22 protein-coding genes and 2 pseudogenes are annotated in these 24,372 nt (G+C 31.9%); 3 read left to right on the forward strand and 21 right to left on the reverse strand.

The genetic code is table 11. The features are described 5' to 3' along the window. The first annotated feature begins 13 nt into the window (after window positions 1-13). Complete coding sequence (locus tag AC0L4B_RS04910) at window positions 14-2,479, forward strand: TonB-dependent receptor (RefSeq protein ID WP_473438801.1); 2,466 nt, start codon at window positions 14-16, stop codon at window positions 2,477-2,479. A gap of 129 nt (window positions 2,480-2,608) precedes the next feature. On the opposite strand, the pseudogene AC0L4B_RS04915 reads toward AC0L4B_RS04910, so the two are convergent. After that, window positions 2,609-3,579 (reverse strand): annotated as a pseudogene (locus AC0L4B_RS04915) (endonuclease/exonuclease/phosphatase family protein). Window positions 3,580-3,670: 91 nt separating this feature from the next. Here AC0L4B_RS04915 and hflX point away from each other — a divergent pair. Then, window positions 3,671-4,882: a GTPase HflX gene (hflX, locus tag AC0L4B_RS04920; protein WP_473439397.1), complete on the forward strand. Its 1,212-nt coding sequence runs from the start codon at window positions 3,671-3,673 to the stop codon at window positions 4,880-4,882. A gap of 215 nt (window positions 4,883-5,097) precedes the next feature. Here the strand turns inward: hflX and AC0L4B_RS04925 are convergent, their stop codons facing one another. The 18 genes and pseudogenes from AC0L4B_RS04925 to AC0L4B_RS05010 form a co-directional block, all read right to left on the reverse strand. Next, entirely contained in the window at window positions 5,098-6,036 is a 939-nt protein-coding gene (locus AC0L4B_RS04925; RefSeq protein WP_473438802.1) for a DUF3078 domain-containing protein, read from the reverse strand. A gap of 115 nt (window positions 6,037-6,151) precedes the next feature. Then, window positions 6,152-6,655, reverse strand: coding sequence for a DUF2480 family protein (locus AC0L4B_RS04930; RefSeq protein ID WP_473438803.1), 504 nt, complete (start codon window positions 6,653-6,655; stop codon window positions 6,152-6,154). 21 nt (window positions 6,656-6,676) lie between these two features. Further along, entirely contained in the window at window positions 6,677-8,512 is a 1,836-nt protein-coding gene (locus tag AC0L4B_RS04935; RefSeq protein WP_473438804.1) for an ABC transporter ATP-binding protein, read from the reverse strand. 15 nt (window positions 8,513-8,527) lie between these two features. Next, window positions 8,528-8,854: a DUF59 domain-containing protein gene (locus AC0L4B_RS04940; protein WP_028290261.1), complete on the reverse strand. Its 327-nt coding sequence runs from the start codon at window positions 8,852-8,854 to the stop codon at window positions 8,528-8,530. 37 nt (window positions 8,855-8,891) lie between these two features. After that, window positions 8,892-9,317 (reverse strand): SufE family protein, encoded by a 426-nt coding sequence (locus AC0L4B_RS04945; protein ID WP_028290260.1) that lies wholly within the window; start codon window positions 9,315-9,317, stop codon window positions 8,892-8,894. Between the two features lie 83 nt (window positions 9,318-9,400). Further along, window positions 9,401-10,213, reverse strand: a complete 813-nt coding sequence (locus AC0L4B_RS04950; protein ID WP_473438805.1) for an META domain-containing protein — start codon at window positions 10,211-10,213, stop codon at window positions 9,401-9,403. A 53-nt stretch (window positions 10,214-10,266) separates the two neighbouring features. Next, window positions 10,267-11,481 (reverse strand): aminotransferase class V-fold PLP-dependent enzyme, encoded by a 1,215-nt coding sequence (locus AC0L4B_RS04955; protein ID WP_473438806.1) that lies wholly within the window; start codon window positions 11,479-11,481, stop codon window positions 10,267-10,269. A gap of 3 nt (window positions 11,482-11,484) precedes the next feature. Further along, window positions 11,485-11,805, reverse strand: coding sequence for a hypothetical protein (locus AC0L4B_RS04960; protein ID WP_473438807.1), 321 nt, complete (start codon window positions 11,803-11,805; stop codon window positions 11,485-11,487). 5 nt (window positions 11,806-11,810) lie between these two features. Further along, window positions 11,811-13,124: a Fe-S cluster assembly protein SufD gene (sufD, locus tag AC0L4B_RS04965; RefSeq protein WP_473438808.1), complete on the reverse strand. Its 1,314-nt coding sequence runs from the start codon at window positions 13,122-13,124 to the stop codon at window positions 11,811-11,813. Between the two features lie 130 nt (window positions 13,125-13,254). Then, window positions 13,255-14,005, reverse strand: a pseudogene (gene sufC / locus AC0L4B_RS04970) (Fe-S cluster assembly ATPase SufC). Window positions 14,006-14,010: 5 nt separating this feature from the next. Then, on the reverse strand, window positions 14,011-14,358 hold the full coding sequence (locus tag AC0L4B_RS04975) for a hypothetical protein (RefSeq protein WP_473438809.1): 348 nt from the start codon (window positions 14,356-14,358) through the stop codon (window positions 14,011-14,013). A gap of 6 nt (window positions 14,359-14,364) precedes the next feature. After that, window positions 14,365-15,237 (reverse strand): quorum-quenching N-acyl-homoserine lactonase MzmL, encoded by an 873-nt coding sequence (gene mzmL, locus AC0L4B_RS04980; protein WP_473438810.1) that lies wholly within the window; start codon window positions 15,235-15,237, stop codon window positions 14,365-14,367. 17 nt (window positions 15,238-15,254) lie between these two features. Then, window positions 15,255-16,703, reverse strand: coding sequence for a Fe-S cluster assembly protein SufB (gene sufB, locus AC0L4B_RS04985; RefSeq protein ID WP_028608171.1), 1,449 nt, complete (start codon window positions 16,701-16,703; stop codon window positions 15,255-15,257). Window positions 16,704-16,722: 19 nt separating this feature from the next. Further along, window positions 16,723-17,052: a HesB/IscA family protein gene (locus AC0L4B_RS04990; RefSeq protein WP_028290252.1), complete on the reverse strand. Its 330-nt coding sequence runs from the start codon at window positions 17,050-17,052 to the stop codon at window positions 16,723-16,725. A 105-nt stretch (window positions 17,053-17,157) separates the two neighbouring features. Then, window positions 17,158-18,231, reverse strand: a complete 1,074-nt coding sequence (locus AC0L4B_RS04995; protein WP_473438811.1) for a cytochrome-c peroxidase — start codon at window positions 18,229-18,231, stop codon at window positions 17,158-17,160. A 2-nt stretch (window positions 18,232-18,233) separates the two neighbouring features. Continuing rightward, window positions 18,234-18,998, reverse strand: a complete 765-nt coding sequence (locus tag AC0L4B_RS05000; protein WP_473438812.1) for an MbnP family protein — start codon at window positions 18,996-18,998, stop codon at window positions 18,234-18,236. After that, on the reverse strand, window positions 18,998-20,353 hold the full coding sequence (locus AC0L4B_RS05005; protein WP_473438813.1) for a hypothetical protein: 1,356 nt from the start codon (window positions 20,351-20,353) through the stop codon (window positions 18,998-19,000). Before AC0L4B_RS05005 ends, AC0L4B_RS05000 begins: the two co-directional genes overlap by 1 nt. Before the next feature lie 39 nt (window positions 20,354-20,392). Continuing rightward, entirely contained in the window at window positions 20,393-21,925 is a 1,533-nt protein-coding gene (locus tag AC0L4B_RS05010; RefSeq protein ID WP_473438814.1) for a choice-of-anchor B family protein, read from the reverse strand. 201 nt (window positions 21,926-22,126) lie between these two features. Between AC0L4B_RS05010 and thiL the strand changes: the two genes are divergently transcribed. Beyond that, complete coding sequence (gene thiL / locus AC0L4B_RS05015) at window positions 22,127-23,176, forward strand: thiamine-phosphate kinase (protein WP_473438815.1); 1,050 nt, start codon at window positions 22,127-22,129, stop codon at window positions 23,174-23,176. Here thiL and AC0L4B_RS05020 read toward each other — a convergent pair. Further along, on the reverse strand, window positions 23,173-23,448 hold the full coding sequence (locus tag AC0L4B_RS05020; protein ID WP_473438816.1) for a hypothetical protein: 276 nt from the start codon (window positions 23,446-23,448) through the stop codon (window positions 23,173-23,175). The genes thiL and AC0L4B_RS05020 overlap by 4 nt on opposite strands. 99 nt (window positions 23,449-23,547) lie before the next feature. Beyond that, a complete protein-coding gene (locus tag AC0L4B_RS05025) occupies window positions 23,548-24,321 on the reverse strand; it encodes an alpha/beta fold hydrolase (RefSeq protein ID WP_473438817.1) in 774 nt (257 codons plus the stop codon). Window positions 24,322-24,372 lie beyond the last annotated feature (51 nt).

Consider the following 24,372-nt stretch of genomic DNA (forward strand, 5'->3'; position numbering starts at 1 on the left):
GTATGAAATTAGTTTGAATAAAGATTATCTTGATAAGATTATAATAGAAGTAGATGCTTATGGCTATAAAAAACAACAGAGAACAATTAGTAATCCAGAAAAGACTAAAAGTTATACTGTAAATTTTAAATTAGAAGATTTTCAAGAAAGTTTAGAAGAGGTGGTTATTACAGCTCCAAGAAAAGCTGTAGTCATTAAAAAGGACACTGTTACTTATAATCTAAATTCTTATCTGTCAGGAGATGAGGTGAAGGTTCAGGACATATTAAAGAAATTACCAGGAATCACGATAAATGAAGATTCTGGAGCAATTAAGTTTAAAGGTAAAGCCATAGAGGCTCTTTTATTAGGAGGTGATGACCTATTTGGGCACAATTATGTGATAGGGTCTAAAAATATAAACGCTGGAGTAATAGCTCAAGTACAAGCTATCGAAAATTATTCTGAAAATGCCCTACTCAAAGGTATTGAAGATGGAGAGAAAGTTGCGATTAATCTAGAGTTAAAAAAAGGAAGATTTGACTTTTCTGGAAATATCGATACAGGATTAGGTGTTTTTGAAGATTTAGATTTAGCTCATTTTACAAGTGCTACCTTGTTAGGTGTTACTAAAGGGTATAAATCTTTTGCAACCATAGGGTCTAATAATCTAGGAACTAATAATTCTCCTTTTGATCATTTTAGTTCTAAAAAAAACACAGAACAATTGAAAGAAGCAGATTACTTTGCGGAAAAAATAATACCTACCACCCAATTTTCTAATTTTTTAAGTGATAATCGAGTAAATATTAATAACCAGTTATTTGGTAACTATAATGCTATTTTTAAAATAAATAAAAAGATAGATTTAAAAACAAATCTATTTTATTTAAAAGACCATTTAAAAAACGATCAATTTATAGAAAACAAATATAATTTTGAGAATGAGGTCTTTACCACTGTAGATGATCTCTCTTATTCTAATCAGCCAAGGCAGTATAGAGGTGATCTAGAATTAAAATATAAAACCTCCAATACCTCATTATTAACCTATGATTTTAGAGCTCGCCAAGAAGATATTACAAGTACTTCAGCTATACAATCAAATAATAATAATTCTTATGAAACCATCTTAAACTCAGATGATTTTTTTATACTTAATGAATTAAATTATACAAAGCGTCTGTCTGGTAACAAAGCAATTCAAGTCTCATTATACCATTCCAGAAATAAAATAGATCAAATGTATGAAGTCACTCCTTCTTTTTTATCTGAAGGTGATTTTAATTTGCAAAATGTAGGACTTGATAAAAATCGTTTAGGAGGAAAAGTATCTTTTTTAGGTAGTTCAAAAAATGGGAGTAATTACTCCGTTTTTGTTAAAGCTAAAAGCATAGGACACAATCTAACATCAAAATTGTTAGATGTTGAACAAGGTGATACTAATAATTTAAGTCAAAATGATCTCAATTATTCTAAAAAGAAAATTGAACAAGGAGGCTATTATAATTTTAATTTTAAAAAATTTAGAGTCATTCCAGAATATTCTTTAGGTATTCTACAAAATGAAATAGAAACTATAGATCCTTCAAACAATCAGAATAAAACTAATTTAGTCCTTAAAAACTCATTAAAACTAAGATATAAAATTAATAGGATAAGTTTTTTACAGAGCTCTGTGTCTTACGAGACAGATAATAAAATCGAAAATTATCTTTTTTCAAACAATATTTTAATTAATAACAGAACCTTACTGGCTAATACGCCAAAACTAGATGTACAAGAAACATTAAGTGTAGGTTTACTATATTATTTTTACAATTTACAATCGGAAACGTCCTTAAATGTCGCTCTTAATTATAACAAGAGTAAAAATAGTTTTTTTGTTAACTCTTTTATAGACCAAAATACAACACGTATCAATTATGTTTTTTTACCAGAAAGTCAAGATGATCTAAGCGGAAGTATTAATGGTACTTTATTTGTGCCATTTGCGGATACTTTTGTAGAGTTTGATAGTAATGTTTCTATTTTAAATTATAAGAATATAGTAAACAATTCTTTATTAAGAAATAATGAAAGTAAGATTGCTCGTTTTGGGATAAATTTCAGAACAGCATTTTTAAAAGCTATAAATTTCAGAAATAATTTTAACTTTCAATATTCAGATACAGCATCTAGTGACGGAAGTTTATTTGTTAATAGATCCCTTCGTAACTCGTTTAGCACATTATTTAAGCCAACAGAAACGGTTTTTTTAAAATTAACATCAGATGTTTTTTTACCCTCTTTGTCAAATAATAATAAGCTTTATAATTTTATAGATTTTTCTTTTAAATATACTCCAAAAGGTAAAAAATATAGTTTTGAATTAGTATCAAATAATATACTCAATGAGGTTAATTTTGAACAAGTCCAAGTGTCTGATTTTGGTACTAATATTCAAAGAACAAATTTGCTTCCCTCATATACTTTTTTAGCTTATAGCTATACCTTTTAAATACTATAATTCTAGTAAAGTGCTTGTTTATAGTTAGTCTGTAATATTTGTGTTGTCCAAACTAAAGAAGCTGTCTGGGCATTTTTCACAAACAAAAAGATGTTGTAAAATTTATAACTGTTATATAATTTACTTTTTCTTTAAAATTAAATACACAGGAAAATGATCGCTATAACCACCTTTGTAGCGTTTGCCAACGTAAGTCCTATAAGGTGTGCCTTTATATTTGCCATCAGATTGTTTTAAAAAATCAGGATCATAAATATCAGCTTTTACGTATCTAAACGTCTTGCTTCTACTTTTAAAAAATTAGGAGTAATTAATATTTGGTCAAATAAATTCCATTCAAATTTATGACTAGTTGTTCCACGATCTATGGATAATAATGTTTCCATTGGATTATATAACCCTTGATTGTCTACTAATTGTTGAATGCTTTTACTAGCAGGATCGTCATTAAAATCTCCCATGACAATTATTCTGGTGTCAGGTAAATTGTCTTTTAAAGTTGCGATTATGGACTGTAAATGTTTGGATGCAATTAATCGTTTGTGTTCAGTTTCATTATTACCAGTTCTTCTAGATGGCCAATGGTTAACTAGAAAATGTACAGTTTCGCCTAAAAACATTCCGCTAACCAATAAAATATCCCTTGTATAATCAGGAGATCCATCGTCATTGGTAAAATTATAAGTAAACACATCAGAGCTAGTAACAGTAAACTTTTTACTATCATAAATAAAAGCAACATCAATACCACGTTCGTCTTTACTATTGTAGTGTACAAATTGGTAAGGGTATTCTTTTAAATGTTTAGATTTAATTAGATCTTGTATTACAGCTTCGTTTTCTACTTCTGCCAAACCAATAATTGCAGGATGACTATTGGTTTCTTTTCTTCCAATATTAGAGATGGCATAACCAATTTTTCGTAATTTATTGTTGTACCTTTTAATGGTCCAACGTTTTTCGGAGGTAGGATTAAAATCTCTATCACGCGTTAGGTTGTCTTTATAAATATCAAATAAGTTTTCAATATTATAAAAAGCTACCGTTTGCTTATTAGTTTTAGGTTTTAAGAAGTTAAAATTCAAGACCATCAATTTTTTTGAAGGTTAAAAATAGCAATTTTATTATGGATACAATTATGTAACTTTGTAGTATAATTAATTATATGTTAGAAAAAAAGATATCGAGCTTGAAAAAGCAGTTTTAATTGGTGTAGTCACAAAAGAGCAAAACGAAGAGCAGTCAAAAGAGTATCTTGACGAGCTTGAGTTTTTAACTTTCACAGCAGGTGGAGAAGTTAAAAAACGTTTTACACAAAAAATGGAAATGCCTAATCCCAAAACTTATATTGGGACAGGTAAAATGGAGCAAGTACGACAATACATTGAAGATAACCACATTGGTACAGCTATTTTTGACGACGAGTTATCTTCATCTCAAGAGCGTAACATAAGTAAAATATTAAATGTAAAAGTATTAGATCGTACTAATCTAATTCTAGACATTTTTGCACAACGTGCACAAACCAGTTATGCAAGAACACAAGTCGAGTTAGCGCAATGTGAATACCTTTTACCAAGACTTAGAGGTATGTGGACACACCTTGAGCGTCAAAAAGGAGGTATTGGTATGCGTGGACCTGGAGAAACCGAAATAGAAACAGATAGACGTATTGTACGCGATAGGATTTCGTTATTAAAAGCCAAAATCAAAACTATAGACAAACAAATGTCTGTGCAACGTGGTAATCGTGGACAAATGGTTCGTGTTGCTTTAGTAGGATATACTAACGTAGGTAAATCTACGTTAATGAATACCGTAAGTAAGTCAGAAGTATTTGCCGAAAATAAATTGTTCGCTACCCTTGACACTACCGTTAGAAAAGTAGTCATCCAAAATCTACCGTTTTTATTAACAGATACCGTTGGGTTTATACGTAAACTTCCTACACAATTGGTAGACAGTTTTAAAAGTACATTGGACGAGGTTAGGGAAGCAGACCTATTATTACATGTTGTAGATATTTCTCACCCAAATTTTGAAGATCATATAGAGTCTGTTAACAAGGTTTTAGGCGAAATAAATAGTGCAGATAAACCTATAATAATGGTATTTAATAAAATAGATGCCTATAAAGCCAAACCGTTTGATGACACAGACCTAATAGCAGAACGTTCTGAAGAACACTATAGCCTAGCAGAATGGAAAAAAACATGGATGAGTCGTGTAGGTAAAGACAATGCTTTATTTATATCAGCATTAAACAAACGTAATTTAGAAGAGTTTAAAAAACGTGTCTATGATGAGGTAAGAGACATACACGTGACGCGTTTTCCTTACAATCATTTTCTATATCCAGATTACGATTATGATAATTTAGGTGAAGAAGAATAATATAATTTGGGCGTTACCCTAAAGGGTCAGGCTGTCCGTTATATCTTTTTTGTATTACAATCTAAACACTAATTTTATAGAGTAAGTCTAGTACAAATATCAAATAAAGATTTTTAAATAAAAGACAAAAAAGGATGCCACTTCCATCCTTAACGCATAAAAAAAGCACCTTTTTTAAGGTGCTTTTTTTGTGTAAAATAATCTAGTACTATTAATTAGAATTTATAATTTAAACCTAATAACCAGTAAGATTGTAATTTGTTATCTACGTTATCAAAAGTAGGTTCTGCAGTAGTAGAAGTAGCATCGTACTGACCTAATGCATAATTAAGTGCTTCTTGTTTGTTGCTTCTTAAACCAAAGTCAAAACCAACACCAATCATTTTCCATAAGTTGTAACCAAAACTGTTAATCCAAGTAAAGTTAGATAAATCTCCATCTTCATAAGATTGGAAAGTAGAGAAGTTAGACTTAAAGCTAATTGCACCAATTTGTCTAGTATAATCTGCAACAATTTTAGCACCCAAAGACGATTGGAAAACCGCATCGTTTTTAGCAAATACAAAGTTGTAGTTTAAAGGATGTGCAACAACAATTAAGTTTTCAATAGGTGTCCATGTTAAACCAACACCAACATCTAAATATCCTGGATCATTAAAGTTATCTAAAATTGTAGTTCTGTATTCAGCTAATCCAGATACTGCTAAATTTTTAGCAATATTTCTTCCGTATAAAGAAGAGATGTTAAATACATCTGTAGTTGCTTCAAAATCCTCACTATCTGTAGGATCATTTTTATCATCTAATTTTACCCAACCTAAGTTTACGTTTAAGCTGTTTCTCCAGAAAAAGTCTTCCTCAATTAAATTAGCAAAACCATTAACAGTAAATCCGATAGTACCAGAAGAATTGTCTACTGCAGATTGAGAGTACCAGTTGCTAAATTCAGAAATGCTTCCACCAATAGTACCAAAAGCACCTTTTCTCCATCCTGGAAGTGCATCTATTTGAGCTTGTAAAGCATTTGCTTCACCTTGTAAAGCATCAGCTGCTGCTTGTTTTTCTGCTTTTTGAGATTGTAATTCTTCTTTAGTTTGAGCGTTTAAGGAAACCATTCCTAAAAATAATGCTCCAATAAATAATACTTTTTTCATAAAATATAAGTCTTTAATAAAACGGTTGCAAATATAAGGTTTAGTTCTTATTTATCACAAATTTCAATACAAGTTAATTGTTTGATTTTTAGTGTTTTGTGTCTTTTTTTAAAGTTTATTTCTTAAATATAGGTACAAAAGAACAAGCTTCTCCATACATGATGTTTTTAGCATATGGTTTTAGTTTGTTTGTTATCATAACATAAGCGTTTATGGGCACTGGCTTATTACTACACCCTTTTATAATAACAGGTTTGTCTTTATATATTGTACCATCTATTTTACCTATTATATCTTGGTAAATTGAGGTCTCTAAATCCACAAGCGAGCCAATATGGCACTTTTCGACAAAAGGTTCTAAATTTACGGTCAATAACATAAAAGCCCAATCAGGTATAATAGCATCTACACTACAATGTATAGCAACGTACTGGTTTTGGTATTGACTCCAGTCATGATTTTTTACATATTCTCTAAAATCTTTTTCCTTTAAAACTAATTCATGAAATAACCAGTCTTTAATATCAAATTGTACACGTGCACCTTTTGGATAAAAATCCTCAAGATCTATAGTTATTAGTTTACTATTTGCTACACGATTTATAATCTCTTCAGCCATAATTTAATAAATAAGTAATTTTTATTGGTATCCTTCTGCTTGTAGTCTAAATAAGTCAGCATATAATGACTGGTTAGCCATTAATTGGTCGTGTGTACCCATTTCTAGCACGCGACCTTCGTCTAGTACTAAAATCTTGTCTGCTTGTCTTACAGTACTAAATCTATGCGAAATAATAATGCTAGTCTTATCTTGTGTTAGTCCTATAAATCTATCAAAGACATCACTTTCTGCTTTAGCATCTAATGCAGATGTTGGTTCATCTAATATCATAACCTTAGCATCTTTCATATAGGCTCTTGCTAATGCTACTTTTTGCCACTGTCCACCAGATAATTCTTGTCCTTTTGCAAAGCGCTTACCTAATTGTTGGTCGTATCCTTTTTTAAGTTCTGACACCACTTGATTTGCTAAACTTAATTCGGCAGCATTTTCAATTTTATCTTGATTATCTATTTGATCAATGTCACCAATAGCAATATTTTCTCTTACGGTAAATTCGTATTTAAAAAAATCTTGAAAGATCACACCAAAAAATGTTTGGTATTCAGCTTTATTAAATCTGTTAATATTTATTCCGTCTAATAATATTTCACCCGAAGTAGGCTCGTAAAAACGTAATAATAATTTTGTTAATGTTGTTTTTCCAGCTCCATTTTGACCAACAAACGCTAGTTTTTCTCCTGCCTTTATTTTAAAACTAATTCCTTTTAGTATCTTATTATCAGATTCAGGATAAGAAAATATTACGTTTTTAAATTCAAAACCTTCTGTTATCTTTTTTGGTAAAGGCATTTCTTCTTTATGCTTTGGTGCAATAGATATGTCTATAAAATCAAAATAGTCTTTTAGGTATAATGCACTTTCTGATATACGTGTAAATTTAGAAAAGAAATCTTGTAGGTTTCGGGTTAGTCTATTAAAAGCACCAGATAAAAACGTTAATTCTCCTAAAGTAATTACTCCAGAAATAACACGATATATAATAAATACATAGGCACCATAATAGCTTAGTGTCCCTAAAACATTAAATACAAAACCTAAAGTAGAACGCTTTATGGCTAGTTTTTTGTTTAGGTCGTAATATTCTTGCGACAAATTTTTAAAACGATTAACCACAAAATCCGTCAAACCAAATAGTTTAATTTCTTTAGCAGTTTTGTCATTTGCACCAATGTAGCGTAAGTAATCCAATTCTCTACGTTCTGCAGTCCAACCCCTAGCTAAAGAGTATTGTTGTTGACTAAACCAAATCTCGTTTATAAATGAAGGAATGATACTTAATACTAAAAGTATGATTAGGTAAGGTTCAAAATATACTAAACCAGCTACAAGGGTTGCAATAGAGATTAAACTTTGCACTTCACCAAGTGCATTGGACATTAAACCTACACGACTTGTAGTTTGAGTTCTGGCACGTTCTAATTTATCATAAAACTCAGAATCTTCTAATAGACTAATATCTATTTGATTGGTTTTTTTTATAATTCTTACAGAGGTATCAATAGAGTAGGCATCACCTAATAAACTATCGGTTAATTGTATGGCACGACTGACTAAGTCAGATAATACAATTAAACCAAACTCTATAGCAACATACGTCCATAATTGGGTTAAGTCTGTACTTTCTGATTGTGTTTGTAATATAATTTGATCAATAATAATTTTACCTATCCATAAAATTATGACAGGTAAAATGGCACCAATTAATCTACAAAACGCTGAGCTTAAAAATAAGGTTTTGTTAGTGTTCCAGATTTCTTTAAAAAATCGTGGTATAAATATTAATGCGCTAAAAGATTTTTTTAAGCTAGTCTTGTTACCATCTTTTAACGATTTTGGAGTACGTCTAGCCATTTATAATCTTAGATTTTAAAGCATTCCAAGTTCTAATTTCGCTTCTTCGCTCATTAATTCTTGTGTCCATGGTGGATCAAAAGTAATTTCCACTTCTGCATCTTTAACTTCGTTTAAAGATTTTACCTTTTCTTCTACCTCTAAAGGTAATGTTTCGGCAACTGGACAGTTTGGTGTGGTTAAGGTCATTAAGATTTTTACATCATAGTCTTCGTTTACAAAAACATCATAAATTAATCCTAATTCGTATATATCTACTGGTATTTCTGGATCAAAAATAGTTTTTAAAACTTTTACTATTTTTTCACCTAACTCTGCTGTGTCTATTGTTGTTTCACTCATGTTACTGTGTGCTTTTAATTTCCGCGAAAGCGAAAACTTATTGAATTTGTGTTTGGTATGCTATGGCATACATTTTTATTTGCTTTATCATGCTTACTAGACCGTTTGCTCTAGTTGGTGATAAATGTTCTTTTAAGCCAATCTGATCTATAAAATCGGTATTAGCGTCTAGGATATCTTTTGGATGTTGGTTAGAAAATGCTCTAACTAAAATTGCAATTATACCTTTGGTTATAATAGCATCACTGTCTGCAGTAAAAGCTATTTTATCGTTATCTAACTCTGCATGCACCCAAACTTTACTTTGGCAACCTTTAATAATGTTAGATTCTGTTTTATATTCTGGAGCGATTAATGGTAATGATTTACCTAAATCAATCATGTATTGGTAACGTTCTTCCCAATCTTCAAACATTGAAAATTCGTCAATTATCTCGTCTTGTATTTCTTTAATAGTCTGCATTTTTCAATATGTTTTCGATTACAAAATTAATCAATATGGATTGATTTATTACTAAAGAATTACTAAAGATATTTATAGTGTTACTAATCTTTAGTTTTTGTGTTTTGTTTAGCTATGTTATTTAGTTTAGTAACAAGTTCTGCTATTTCCTTTGGTGGATTTCCAGCATCAAAAGTTGGTGTCATGTATTCTTGTCCGTCAACTGTTATGGTTACATTAGCTGCTGCTGCTCCATCATATTGATGTGCTTTACTAGGAGCTTCTAAATTAGTAATAGATTTTGGGTCGATACTTTCTGATAGCGTTTTTAAAGCATTCCAATCATCTTTACTACATGATTGTACGTTTTCTTTCTCAGCTCTGTTAAACTGTGATTTTACGGTCTCTTTATTTACCTCAATTAAAGTATAACTCCCTCTTGAAGATGATGAGTATCTAATAGTTAAATTGCTCTCTTGTTTTTGAGATGTTTTGTCTGTATCTGTTTTAGCAGTTATCAGTTCTTTATCATTTTGAAGAAGTGTAACCTTATTGTCCTCTAAAGTGTAATGTGTTGTGTTTTGTAAGTTTTGAAGAAAGGTGGCTTCTGTAGCATTATCTTTGCAAAACTTTTTTGTTGAAACTAATGGACCAAAGGATATGCTATTATTTTTTGCTATTGTATAATTACCAGAAAATTGATTGCATCCTGAAAATCCTGAAACGCGATTTGCTTCTGCATCAAAATTTAGGCTTAAGTTTTTATCTGTTTTGTTTTGACTGTCTAAAGTCGACACAATAAAATTTCCGTTTAACGCTTGAGATTTCATATCTGTATTTAAACTAGTTGTTGCGTCTTTTGCGGTACCACAACTGTTTAAAATTAATGAAAAAAGTATAATCGTAATTGTTTTCATAGAAGTAATATTTTGGTATTTGACAATAATATTACAAAAAGAAGCCAAAGTTATTACGATAACATCATTTTTGCTTTTTTGACACCTTGTACTAATGCATCAATTTCTTCTTTGGTATTATAAAATGCAAACGAAGCTCTTACAGTTCCTGGTATTTTAAAGTAATCCATAATTGGTTGCGCACAATGGTGTCCTGTACGCACTGCAATACCCATTTTGTCCAACAATGTTCCTACATCATAAGGATGAATACCTTCTAAATTAAAAGAGATTACTGAGGTTTTGTTTGTAGATGTACCATAAATTTTTAGACCTTCAATATCTTGTAATTGTTTGGTTCCGTAGTCTAGCAATTCATGTTCATATTCTGAAATGTTATCAAAACCTATAGCATTCATGTAATCTAGAGCTGCTCCAAAAGCAATTCCACCACAAATATTAGGTGTACCTGCTTCAAATTTATGTGGTAATCCAGCGTAAGTTGTTTTTTCAAAAGTGACTTGATCAATCATTTCTCCACCACCTTGATACGGTTGCATTTTATTAAGCCATTCTTCTTTACCATAAAGCATTCCAACACCTGTTGGTCCGCAGATTTTATGGGCAGAAGTCACATAAAAGTCAACATCCAATGCTTGCACATCAGGTTTGATATGTGGACTAGCTTGAGCACCATCAATTAATACTGCTGCACCAAATTTGTGCGCTTTATCAATGATAGCTTTTATTGGATTAATGGTTCCTAATGCATTTGAGATATGATTAACAAAGACCAATTTAGTCTTGTCATTTAGTAAGACATCATAAGCCTCCATATCTAATTCTCCTTTAGGAGTCATTTGTATTACTTTAAGGATTGCTCCAGTTTTTTCACAAAGCATTTGCCAAGGGACAATGTTACTGTGATGCTCTAGTGCAGACACAATTAATTGGTCTCCTTTTTTTAATATGGAAGCAAAGCCATTTGCAACTAAATTGATACTATGTGTTGTCCCAGAAGTAAAAATTACTTCATAAGCCTGTTTTGCATTAAAATGCTTTTGAATGGTATGTCTTGCAGCTTCATATTTATCTGTTGCTTCTTGACTTAATGCGTGTACACCTCTGTGTATGTTAGCATTGTAATTACTGTAATAATCTACTATTATATCAATAACTTGCTGAGGTGTTTGCGATGTTGCTGCATTATCAAAATACACTAATGGTTTGCCATTTACTTGTCTATTAAGTATCGGGAAATCTTTTCGTATTTTGTTAATGTCAATCATAATTTATAGTTTAAACTCTGAAGCAATGGTATTAAAAAGTGTTACAAAAGTATAAGCAGCAAATGCTACAGTAACCAAAAAAGCAATAATAACATGTGTCACTTTGATAATATCTTTGGCTATAACGTTAGTAACTGTTTTAAATATAAGTATAGAAAGTATAATTATCAAGTAGGTTAATGACAACCCAACAAAAGTTAATAAAATACCATCAAAAAAACCGCCTTTAGTAAAATAGTATGTCGTGCCAGCTAGTAAAGCTATAGCTAAACAGATACCAATTATCTTAAGGTAAGTTTTAGTGGAGATGCTTAATAAATCCATAGATTTTATAAATCAAATCCTATGTTAACATTTAATTTAGTAGCGATTAGTTTTGTTATACGTTGTTTTAATTCTGGAATTTTAACCGATTTTAAAACATTGTTACTAAAAGCATACATTAATAATCCTCTAGCTTCCTTTTCTGGAATACCTCTAGATTTCATGTAAAATAAAGCGCTTTCATCTAATTGTCCAATAGTACAACCATGAGAACATTTTACATCATCTGCAAAAATTTCAAGTTGAGGTTTAGAGTTTATAGTTGCTTTATCGCTTAAAAGTATATTGTTGTTAGACTGAAATGCATTTGTCTTTTGCGCTTCTTTATTAACGATAACTTTTCCATTAAATACACCAGTTGCGCTATCATTAAAAATCCCTTTGTAGTCTTGGTGACTTTCACAATTTGGCTCAATATGATGTACTAAAGTATTGTGATCTACATGTTGTTTGTCTCCAATAATGGTAATACCATTTAGTGTTGAGTCCATGTACTCTCCGTTTTGATAAAAGTTAAGGTTGTTACGTGTTAACTTTCCTCCAAAACTAAAGGTATGTACAGAAACATGAGTTTCACGCTTCTGCTCAACAAAAGTGTTGTCAATAAGTGAAGCATTTTTATTGTCATTTTGTACTTTGTAGTAATCCACAATAGCACGTTTGTTTGCCACTATTTCTGTAACCGAGTTTGTTAAAACTGGATTATCTGTCAAACTTTGGTGGCGTTCTATGATTTGTACATGTGAATTTTCATCGACAACAATTAAGTTACGTGGTTGTAGCATTAAAGCAGCTTCATTACCAGTTGAAAAATGTACAATTTGTATTGGTTTTGCAACAACCTTATTTTTAGGAATATGAATATAAGCACCTTCCTTTGCAAAAGCAGTATTTAAAGATGAAATACCGTCTTTAGTTGCTACACTATTAAAGTAGTTTTCAATTATTAATTGATATTTTGGTTTTGTTAATGCTGAAGACATTAAGCAAACATCAATACCATCATGAGTTGTTTCTGATAAATGTGAAGAATATTTACCATCAATAAACACAATTTTATATGTGTCTATGTCATCGATAAAATATTTTTTAATTTCATTGTATTCTAATGCGCTATCTTGATTTGGAAACACGCTATAATCATGTTTTAAAACACTATTAAGTGATGTGTATTTCCAAGCTTCGTCCTTTTTTGTAGGAAACCCTTCCGCTTCAAAAGTTTTAATAGCTTCACTTCTAATATCATGTACTTTGCTATCGATATCGTTTTGATTTTCGAATGCTATAAAAGACGATACTAATTTTTCTTTTAAACTCATATTTTAAGTCTTCAGTTTGTAGTTTAAGTTTAAAGTATTTAAACTTTAAACCTGAACAATTACTGTTTTAATTTTATTATTTAAGTTTTCAGAAATCAAAACATATAGTTTTAATTTAACTGTTTACTATTTAAGCGTCAACCTCTTCTTTAATCCAGTCGTAACCTTTTTCTTCTAGCTCATGCGCTAGTTCTTTACCACCTGATTTTACAATTTTACCATTGTATAAGACATGTACAAAATCTGGTACGATGTAGTCTAATAAACGTTGGTAGTGCGTAATAACGATCACACCATTGTCCTTGTTTTTTAGTTTGTTTACACCATTAGCAACAATACGTAAAGCATCAATATCTAAACCAGAATCAGTCTCATCAAGAATTGCTAATTTTGGCTCTAACATTGCCATTTGAAAAATTTCGTTACGTTTTTTCTCCTCCAGAAAATCCTTCGTTTAAAGATCTAGATAAAAATTTACGATCAATTTCTAAAAGTTCTGATTTTTCACGAATTAATTGAAGCATTTCTTTAGCAGGCATATCTTCAAGACCTTTTGCTTTTCTGGTTTCGTTGATAGCAGTTTTCATAAAGTTAGTAACACTAACTCCTGGAATTTCTACTGGATATTGAAACGATAAAAACACACCTTTATGTGCACGCTCTTCAGCAGCTAACTCTTCAATATCTTCACCTTCTAAAAGGATGTTACCATCGGTTACTTCATATTCTTCTTTACCTGCAATAACTGAAGCTAAAGTACTTTTTCCAGAACCGTTTGGTCCCATTATAGCGTGTACTTCTCCAGCTTTTACTTCAAGGTTTATTCCTTTTAATATCGATTTGTCTTCAACACTTGCGTGTAGGTTGTTTATCTTTAACATACTATTTATTTTCCTAGTTTGATAACGTCGTTTTTATTTTCTTTTAAAGCGCTAACGCTTATAACTTTATTTATTTTTAGCTTATATGGCCAACCTTCCTCATTTTCATCTTTAGGAATTAACTCTCCTAAGACTTCAATTTTAACCATGTCTGTTGGTTCTTTTTGAAAAGCTTCGGCTTGTTTAGCTAATTGTTTTGCTTGATCATTTAATACAACACCATGTATGTCATTACCAGATTGAAACACTGCTGCATCAGCATAGTAAACAAAATCACCTATGTATTGTTTTCCATTGTCTGTTTTACAGCTTATAAATGTTATGAGTAATACTACAATAATTGCTTTTTTCATGATTAACTATTGGATTGGTTCTGGTGCGTGGTTTAGACTATTAAAATCTTTAATGGAGTGCTGAATAATAACTCTTGCTTTTTTGTTTTCAGCGAAAGCTTCAAAAGCTTTCATTGATTGCTTTGTGTTTTCAGAACTGTGGTTAAAGCTTGGTACTATTTTGTTTGATCTATTTTCTTCAAAATGATATAAATCTCCTGTTAATAAAATTGGACCTTCTTGTTCCAATTCTAAGTATAAGGATTGATGTCCTGGAGTGTGTCCTGGAGTTGATTTGATAATTACTTTTCCATCATTAAAGACATCAAAGTCTCCATTGATTTTTTTGATGTTTTTTAAGTCTTTAATAGCATTATAATTATCAGGTGCTTCTTTTTGTTGTGCGTCACTAGTTACAAAATCATATTCTAGTTGTTGTACTAACCAAGTTGCATGAGATAATTTTGAAGCTGATCCAGAATGGTCAAAATGGGTGTGCGATAAAGCAATGTATTTAAAATCCTCAGTTGTTAAACCAATGGTTTTAAGTTGCTCGTCAAGCCCTTTTTGTCTTGATAAAGTAAACGCTCCATTTGGTGTTGTAAATGGTGCTCTTCCAATATATCTTTCTGACAATCCAGCATCCCAAAGTAAGTTGCCTTCTGGATGTTTGATTACAAAAAACATGTCTGCAAAGGTTTTGCTTTCACCTTTATATAAATCGTCCTCCGAAAAAATCTCTAACGCATTAACTTGTACTGTACCTCCATCAAATACAAATAGTTGAATTGGTTCAGTTTGTTTTACAGTAACTTCACTGTTGCTTTCTAAACTTTTTTTAGAGTCTTTACAAGCTGTAAATGTTATTGCTAAAGTTAATAGTATGAGTAATTTTTTCATTGTATAATTAAAGCTGTTTAACCTACAGATCCTTCTAGAGATATTTCTAATAATTTTTGAGCCTCAACCGCAAACTCCATTGGTAGTTTGTTTAAGACATCTTTACTAAAACCGTTTACGATTAAAGCAATAGCTTTTTCTGTATCAATACCACGTTGGTTACAGTAAAATATTTGGTCTTCTCCAATTTTACTTGTAGTTGCTTCGTGTTCTATTTGTGCAGATTTGTTTTTAGCTTCAATGTAAGGGAAGGTATGTGCACCACACTCGTTACCCATTAATAAACTATCACATTGTGAAAAGTTTCTAGCATTAGTAGCCCGACTACCTATATGTACTAAACCACGATATGAGTTTTGAGATTTTCCTGCAGAAATTCCTTTAGAAATGATAGTAGACTTAGTGTTTTTTCCTAAGTGAATCATTTTTGTACCAGTATCTGCTTGTTGGTAGTTATTTGTTACTGCTATCGAATAAAATTCTCCAATAGAGTTATCTCCTTTTAAGATACAACTTGGATACTTCCAAGTTACTGCACTACCTGTTTCTACTTGTGTCCAAGAGATTTTAGCGTTTTTCTCGCATAAACCACGTTTAGTTACAAAGTTATAAACACCACCTTTACCTTCAGCAGTTCCAGGAAACCAGTTTTGTACTGTACTATATTTAATTTCAGCATCATCTAAAGCTATAAGCTCTACAACAGCTGCGTGTAATTGGTTTTCGTCACGACTTGGAGCTGTACAACCTTCTAGGTATGATACGTAGCTACCTTCATCTGCAATAAGTAAAGTACGTTCAAATTGTCCAGTACCACCTTGATTAATTCTGAAATAAGTAGATAATTCCATAGGACATTTAACGCCTTTTGGAATATAACAGAATGATCCATCACTAAATACAGCACTGTTTAAAGCTGCATAAAAATTATCTGTTGTTGGTACAATGGTACCAATATATTTTTTGACTAATTCTGGATGTTCTTTAATCGCTTCAGAAATACTCATAAATATGATTCCCTTTTCAGAAAGCGTTTTTTTAAAGGTTGTTGCAACAGAAACTGAATCGACAACAATATCCATTGCTATGTTATTCATTTTCTTTTGCTCATCAACAGAGATTCCTAATTTTTTGTACATCGCTAGTAAATCAGGATCTACATCGTCTAATGTTTTGTTAGGATCAACTGCTTTTGGAGCAGAATAATAGGCTATAGACTGAAAGTCTGGTTTTTTATAATTTACATTAGCCCAATCTGGCTCTTCCATTGCTTTCCAAACCTTGAAGGCTTCAAGTCTCCATTCTGTCATCCATTCTGGCTCTTCTTTTTTTAAAGAAATAGCACGAACAATATCTTCATTTAAACCAATAGGAAACGTTTCAGATTCTATATCTGTAAAAAAACCGTATTCATATTCTTTGGTTTTTAATTCTTCTCTAAGGTCGTCCTCTGTATACTTTGACATATTTTGTCTTTAAGTTTAATTATAGTGAAAAAGATTCTCCGCAACCACAAGTACGGTTAGCGTTAGGGTTATTAAACACGAAACCTGTTCCATTTAATCCTCCTGAATATTCTAGAGTTGTACCAATTAGATACAGAAAACTCTTTTTGTCTACAATAATTTTTATGTTATTGTCTTCAAACACTTTATCGTCGTCTGCTTTGGTTTTGTCAAATTTTAAATCATAAGACAAACCAGAACAACCACCACTTTTAACACCTACGCGAACATAGTCTGTGTTTGGGTTGAAGTCATCATCATTCATCAGCTCGATGACTTTCTTTTTAGCTGTGTCAGAAACTTTTATCATACCTGTTTATTAGATTTTATCTAAACGTCTTGCAAAGATACAACATCAGTCGCTTTTTTCCTTATCAACTAACATTATATTAGTATATGGTTTTATTGATTTTTCTTATTGTTGAATAAAGTCCGGATTATTTATAAAGGTAGGATCTGATAAAGTAAGTAAGAATGCCTTAAGATCGGCTTTGTCTTCAGTAGTTAATTGCACACCACCTTGGTTTACTTTCTTCATTAAAGGATCAATGGTATCAGAGTATTGTAATCCAGTGCTGTAATGCTCAATCACTTCTTCTAAAGTACTAAATCTACCATCGTGCATATATGGAGCAGTATAAGCTAAGTTACGAAGTGAAGGTGATCTAAATTTTCCGTTGTCGTTTGGGTTTCCTGATATTAAACCTAATCCTAAATCAGAAAATGTTGCGTCTAAACCATTGTTATGAAATTGGTTGTCTGTCCATAACGGATTGTTTGGATTTCCATGACAATGGAAACAATCACCTTTGTCTTCATTCATAAAAATATTTAATCCGTTTTGTTCTTGAGGTGTTAATGAAATTTCGCCATTAGAAAATTGATCAAATTTTGAGTTTCCTGAAATTAAAGTACGCTCGAATTGTGCAATTGCTTTAGCAACCAATTGTTTTGTAATAATAGAAGTGCCAAATGCTTGTTTAAAAAGCTTAGGGTATTGCTCATGACTATTAAGTTTAGCTTCTACAGGTTCCCAACTATCATTACCAAGTTCGTTGGTTTCAGTAACTGGTTCTAATGCTTGATTTTCTAAGCCTAAGGCATGTCCATCCCAAAAGTATTTGTCATCAAAATTCCATGCCAAATTAAATAAAGGCATGCTGTTTCTGGTACCTAGTGTAGTTGTTACGCCTTGGCTGAATTGATTTGGGTCAGAAAAAGCATTTTGTGGTAAATGGCAACTAGCACATGCTTTAGTGTCATCTACAGATAAAATATTGTCAAAAAATAAACGCTTACCTAAATTTACACCTTCAACAGTGAGTTTATTATTAATAGGGATTCTTGGGTCTATTAGTTTTTCTAAGAATAGTGAAGGTATTTCTAATTGATAAGGTATTGGTATGTAATCTTCTTCTTGCGTTGTTGATTCTGAAGAGCATCCAGTAATAACAACCATAAAAAGAATGAAGATGTACCAATTTTTCATAATTATTGAGTTATTTCGCCTAAGTTAAAAACACTCATAATATTTTGTTGCATCATTTTTTGAGCGTCGTAATTTGGCATTAATGAAGTATCTAAAACGTTTAAATCCCAAGTATTTGGATTAGTAAATAACTCGGCAATATTCATATTTACATTTATAACACTGTCGCTGTTAATTGTTATTGGAGTATTAAAAGTTATTTCAGCAAAATTTTGCTCAAATACACCTTCGCTGACTCTTGCTGTTCCGTTGTGAAAATTAAAAGGTGAAGGGGTTGATGTGTCAACGTTATACAGGCCATCAAATTGTAAAAAGTGATAGCCTGAACCAAGCATTTCTGGCCAATTCCATGAGGCTGTGTTTAAGTCAGGGTAAGCACCATCGATATTATCTGTTTCATTAAAACCCCAAACAAATTTTAAGGTGTAAGTTCCGGAAGGAATGGTGTTGTTTTCTGGTGTGAAATTATAACTGTCTTCTATTTCTAAATCTGTAAATTTATAACCTTCAAAAGTATAAGTCTCGTTGTTGGTATTGGTTAGTTCAAAGTGTGAGGTTAAGTATCTTAAACGTTCAATGTTGATAACCTCTCCATTAGCATTTGTTACTGTTTCCGTTTGTAAGTTTGAGTTGTTAATTGTCGTGTCATCCCAGTAATGATTAAATACAAAGCTTACTTTAGGTGTTATCTCTGTATTGTCGTCGTTGTCTTCATTACAAGTAAATAAGGTTATTGCTAGTATTAAAAGTGTTGTTATTTTTTTCATTATTTTATTTCTATTAAAAGTAAGTCTGTAAATCCTTTGTTTTCGTTTATATCTAAATCATTGCTGCTTGATTCTCCAACAGCTATAATTGTACCATTAGAGAGTTGAGTTACTGCATAAGCAAAATCGACATTTGAGCCACCTATTGCTTGTTGCCATATTAATTGACCTGCTTGGTCTAATTTAAAGATCCATGCATCATTTTGACCATTGTTGGATGTTAGGTTTCCTGAAGCGCTTCTTGAGCTTCCGCTAATTACAAAACCATTATCATTAGTGTTCGCAATTGCACGACCAACATCAAAATCTTCTCCTCCATACGATTTTTCAGAAAGTATTTCGCCTGCAGGCGAAATTTTAATCATCCATACATCTGCAGCACCAAAGTTATTGGTAACATCTGTATCTTGACCACGAGTGTCACCTAGAATAAAATAATTACCGTCCTGAGAGGTTATTATAGCTCTGGCTTCATCAATTTCGGTTGATCCAAATGATTTTTCCCATAATAAAGTTCCTGTGTTGGAGATTTTTACAATCCAAAAATCGTAAGACCCTTTATTGTTACTAATGTCTGTGTCATCACTGTCCGATGATCCAACTATAATGAAGTTATTGTCATTAGTTTGAATGGCATCAAAAGCGCTATCTGTAAACAATCCACCATAATATTTGCTCCATTGTACTTCTCCAGAAGGGTTAAGTTTTAAAGCCCAGTAATCTCCTCCAGCATGAAGTGTTTGGCTGTTTCTAGAGTTGCCTTCTCCTCCTGAAGCTGTAACGTCTAAAATACCAGTTATAAAATAACCGCTATCATTAGTTTGAAGTATGGATAATCCTGTATCAATACCAGAATATCCAAATGTTTTTTCCCATTGTAGTTGACCTTGATTGTCTAATTTTATTACCCAAAAATCTTCTTGACCATTGTTATTGGAAACATCTCCGTCATTACTGTAAGTGTGTCCAATAATAGCGTAACCACCATCTTGAGTTTGGATGATATCATTTCCTCTTTCGTCGTTAGTTCCACCAAACGTTTTAGACCATTCCAGTTGAATATCTTGATTGTATTTTAAAACCCAAACATCATAGCTTTCGTTGTTTTTTGTGGTTACATCTCCATCCATGGATTGTGTAAATCCTAAAATTACAAAGCCTCCATCTGATGTCTTTTTTACACTTTGTCCACTTTCATTTTTAGTACCTCCTAAAGTGGTTACATTATTTACTATACCTGCCGAAATATTGTTGGGTGACAAATTTTGTGTTGGCAAAGTTTCGTTTTGACATGAGAATATGCTTAATAAAGTTAATGATAGTACAGTGGTAATTGTTAGTTTTAATTTGTTCATTTTAATCAATTACATTTTAGTAACTCATAATTTAAAATATTACTTTTTAACTACTAATTTTTTTGTTGTTGTACTATTTATCTTAACAAGGTATATTCCGTTAGCTAAATGATCTGTGTTTAAAACGAAGCTGTTTTGGTCAATATTGTCCTTGAAATAAACCTTTTTGCCTATCACGCTGTAAACTTCAATAGTTTTTATTTTTTGTGTTTTACTGGTGTTTATGGTAGTGCTAGAATTTGCAGGGTTTGGTACTAAAGAAAAAGAGTTTTTTATGGAAAACTCTGGAGTGCTTAAAGGTGTATCGCTAGGTCTAACTATAAACAAACCGCCTTCAATATCACTTATTATTATATTGCCACTTTCAAAATAAGGATATGTACTCCATGCACCATTAAAATTAGCGCTATTACTGGAAGGATAGGTGTCAAAATACGCAATTTCAGAATTTGAATTGTTTGAAGTGATAAGCGTAGGAACGTCTAATACGCGTAATCCAGCTCTGTAGTTTGCTAAGTAGAATTTATCTCCTTTTACATAGCCATTGTGGTCAATTGCAGCCAATGAAGATTCGTAAGTTGTAGCTAATACTGGATTGTCTAGATCTAATAAGTCAAATACAAAAGTTCTGGTTCCAAAACCAAAATTTTGCTCATCAGTTTCATCTCCAAAAATAAAATATCTATGATCATCTGTAAACCAACCTTGATGTGCATAGCCAGGATTTGGATACGTGATTTCTGATATAAATTGAGGATTTGATTTGTCTGTTACGTCTAAAATTACCACTCGGTCATTTGATCCTCCATTGCTTGCTAATAATATTTGTCTGCCTATGTAACTTGATACACCAGTAACTGTTGGGCTTGAGGCATTGTTGTCTGTTCCGTTGTAGGTGATTACTTGTGCGTCATGTGTGTAGCCTTTGCCAGAATAGCTTCCCGAAATAGTAGGTGATTGTGGGTTTGTAATGTCTACAAAAACAGGTCCACCACTGGCTGCTCCGCCACAACCTACTAAATAGGCAACGCCTTCATTTTCATTAATAACTATATTATGACAGCTACCAATTGTAATTCCGTTATCTCCATAAAAAACACTCACGTTACCATCTAAAGGGTCACTGGTGTAAGTTAAATCGTCATTTGGTCCAGTTCGTAAATTGGTTAAATCAAATATTTGCATTCCATGACTCCCAACGCCATCTGCAACTATAAAAGCATGATTGTTGTATACCTTTACATCTCTCCAAAATGATGTGTTGCCATTAGAGGTTTCAATTCGTCCTAAAAAAACAGGATCAATTGGGTCGCTTATATCTACAAAAGCAGTACTGTTAGTTGTGCCAACAATTGCGTACTCTTTACCATTAAGTGGGTCTGTCCAACCCCAAACATCGCTTCCTTCTTCATTACCTAAAGTTGTTGCTAGGGTTGCAATAGGAACACGTGATAGTAAATCGTAACCATCACAAGGATAGGTAGTGTCAATACCGTTAAGTGTATGTGTAACAAACCCATTAACACAAGGGTTTTGTGCTAGTGTTAATTGACCTATAAAAATAGAAGTCACAATTAGTAGTTTTTTCAGCATCGATTTTGGGTTAAATTATTCTTAAAGATTAGTAACAAATTTAGCAGAATTAACGATAATTTACATTTTTTACGTGTTAAAATGCTTAATTTATAATAAGTATAACGTAGAATGGTTAAAAAACTAACAATTTAAATGTATTTAGCTTATCTATTAAATTAAGCTTAGTATTTTTGCAGTATGATAGAAGATAAAAATCAACAACGTACAGACTTAAGTCAATTAGGAGAATTTGGTTTGATAGACCATTTGTCTAAAAATTTTGAAATCAAGCAAAAGTCTACAATTAAAACTATTGGAGATGATGCTGCTGTTTTGGAATTTGACAATAAACGAGTGGTTGTTACTACAGATTTTTTAGTTGAAGGTGTTCACTTTGATTTAAGTTACATGCCATTAAAGCATTTAGGTTATAAAGCTGTAATTGTCAATCTATCTGATGTTTATGCTATGAATGCTGAAGCATCACAAATAACAGTGTCTATTGCTGTGTCAAACCGTTTTCCTTTAGAGGCTATAGAAGAGTTATATGCTGGAATACAAACTGCTTGTGAATTGTATAATGTAGATTTAGTAGGAGGAGATACTACCTCTTCAACATCTGGTTTAATTATATCTGTAACAGCAATTGGTCAAGTTGATAAAGATAATGAAGTGTATCGAAGTGGAGCAAAACCTAACGATTTGTTAGTTGTTTCTGGTGATTTAGGAGGAGCTTATTTAGGATTACAAGTATTAGAGCGTGAAAAAGAAGTCTATAAAGTCAATCCTAATAGTCAACCAGATTTAGACGCTTATACATATATTATTGAGCGTCAATTAAAGCCTGAAGCACGTAAAGATGTGGTAAAATTACTGCATGAGTTGGAAGTTAAACCAACTTCTATGGTTGATATAAGTGATGGTTTGTCTTCTGAGATTTTACATTTATGTAAAGCAAGTAAGGTAGGTTGTGATTTATATGAAAACAAACTACCATTAGATCCTCAGGTGATTTCTACTGCTGAAGAGTTTAATATGGATAGTACTACAATTGCTTTAAGTGGAGGAGAAGATTATGAGTTATTGATGACAATATCTCAAGAAGATTACCCTAAGATTAAAGCAAATCCAAACTTAACTGTTATTGGTTTTATAACAGAAGCAGCTTCTGGCGCACATCTAGTTACTAGAGGTGAGCAAAAAATTGAACTTACAGCACAAGGTTGGAATAGTTTTGACAAAGACTAAGACGTCATTTTTAAAACTTCTGTATCCTGTTGCTTGGCGTAACGTACTAATTTGTTTTGATGTATGCGTTCTAAAACAGAGTTAATCTCTTTGTATTTAGGTGTCATTGCTGTTAATTGACCTCTGCTATCAGTGGTCATTTCTTTTTTGCAATGGCTACATTGGTACTCGTTAACGTGATACGTAATTTGTTTGCTTACTAGAAAGTTGTGTCCAAAGATAGAGCAGTATAACTTTCCTTTTTTTGTTGGCTTGGTTTGTACTAGATTCATAATTAGTTTTGGTCAGTTTTTGTATGTGGTTAAAAGTCTGACTAATAGGGATGCTCTAATCTATGAACTTATTTTTGAATAAACGACTAAAAGTTTTAATTATTCGATGAAATGCACTATTTTTTGTAGGAATTCATCTTTATTTTCGATATATAGCATGTGACCACCATCTAAAAGCACAATATCTAAATCATTCATTTTCTTTAATTTGGATAAGTCTTTGGGTGATAAAATAGGATCATTTGTACCTGCAATGATTAATTTTTTGCAGTTTAGCTTAGAGAAAACTGTTGTTTTATCCGTCCTAATTTTCATGCCTTCTTGTGTGGCAACATAGCCTTGAACTGGTGTTTTTAAGGCTTCGTTTTTAAGTATTTCAATCTTTTTTTCAAATTTCTGTCGGTTGCTTTCGTAAAATAAATTACTGATTGACATGCTAACAAGGTTTTGGTAATTTGTTTTTGCAACTTGAATGGCTCTGTTTCTTAGTTTGATACGGTCTTGGCTATCTGCAAACGGAGTTGAGTTTAATAAACACAGACCTTTTATTGCGCCAGGCTTTTTTTCGGCGAAAGCCAAAGCAACATATCCGCCTAGAGAATGCCCAATAATTGTTGAGGTTTTAATATTTAAATGTAGTAAAACAGCATCTACTGTATCTGCAAAATTTGACATTGTGTGAACATAGCCTAGACAATCTGTTAAGCCATGACCTAATAAATCTATGGTAATTACTTGATTGGTTTTAGATAGTGTTGCAACGGTTTGTGTCCACATGGTACTGTTTTCTAGAAAACCGTGAAGCAAAACCACAGTTTCACCTTGTCCATATACTGAGTAAGAAATTGATATGCCTTTATAACTTAAAATCATAGTTTACAAAGATAGGTTATGTAGTGATTTTAGTGTGTGGTTTTGGTTATG

This window comes from Olleya sp. NP1-10 (assembly GCF_055804415.1).

Coding starts and splice junctions, on each gene's coding strand:
- AC0L4B_RS04925 (WP_473438802.1), bottom strand. CDS start 6,036: ATGAAAAAAGTATTATTTATTGGAGCATTATTTTTAGGAATGGTTTCC.
- AC0L4B_RS04930 (WP_473438803.1), bottom strand. CDS start 6,655: ATGGCTGAAGAGATTATAAATCGTGTAGCAAATAGTAAACTAATAACT.
- AC0L4B_RS04935 (WP_473438804.1), bottom strand. CDS start 8,512: ATGGCTAGACGTACTCCAAAATCGTTAAAAGATGGTAACAAGACTAGC.
- AC0L4B_RS04940 (WP_028290261.1), bottom strand. CDS start 8,854: ATGAGTGAAACAACAATAGACACAGCAGAGTTAGGTGAAAAAATAGTA.
- AC0L4B_RS04945 (WP_028290260.1), bottom strand. CDS start 9,317: ATGCAGACTATTAAAGAAATACAAGACGAGATAATTGACGAATTTTCA.
- AC0L4B_RS04950 (WP_473438805.1), bottom strand. CDS start 10,213: ATGAAAACAATTACGATTATACTTTTTTCATTAATTTTAAACAGTTGT.
- AC0L4B_RS04955 (WP_473438806.1), bottom strand. CDS start 11,481: ATGATTGACATTAACAAAATACGAAAAGATTTCCCGATACTTAATAGA.
- AC0L4B_RS04960 (WP_473438807.1), bottom strand. CDS start 11,805: ATGGATTTATTAAGCATCTCCACTAAAACTTACCTTAAGATAATTGGT.
- sufD (WP_473438808.1), bottom strand. CDS start 13,124: ATGAGTTTAAAAGAAAAATTAGTATCGTCTTTTATAGCATTCGAAAAT.
- AC0L4B_RS04975 (WP_473438809.1), bottom strand. CDS start 14,358: ATGAAAAAAGCAATTATTGTAGTATTACTCATAACATTTATAAGCTGT.
- mzmL (WP_473438810.1), bottom strand. CDS start 15,237: ATGAAAAAATTACTCATACTATTAACTTTAGCAATAACATTTACAGCT.
- sufB (WP_028608171.1), bottom strand. CDS start 16,703: ATGTCAAAGTATACAGAGGACGACCTTAGAGAAGAATTAAAAACCAAA.
- AC0L4B_RS04990 (WP_028290252.1), bottom strand. CDS start 17,052: ATGATAAAAGTTTCTGACACAGCTAAAAAGAAAGTCATCGAGCTGATG.
- AC0L4B_RS04995 (WP_473438811.1), bottom strand. CDS start 18,231: ATGAAAAATTGGTACATCTTCATTCTTTTTATGGTTGTTATTACTGGA.
- AC0L4B_RS05000 (WP_473438812.1), bottom strand. CDS start 18,998: ATGAAAAAAATAACAACACTTTTAATACTAGCAATAACCTTATTTACT.
- AC0L4B_RS05005 (WP_473438813.1), bottom strand. CDS start 20,353: ATGAACAAATTAAAACTAACAATTACCACTGTACTATCATTAACTTTA.
- thiL (WP_473438815.1), top strand. CDS start 22,127: ATGATAGAAGATAAAAATCAACAACGTACAGACTTAAGTCAATTAGGA.
- AC0L4B_RS05020 (WP_473438816.1), bottom strand. CDS start 23,448: ATGAATCTAGTACAAACCAAGCCAACAAAAAAAGGAAAGTTATACTGC.
- AC0L4B_RS05025 (WP_473438817.1), bottom strand. CDS start 24,321: ATGATTTTAAGTTATAAAGGCATATCAATTTCTTACTCAGTATATGGA.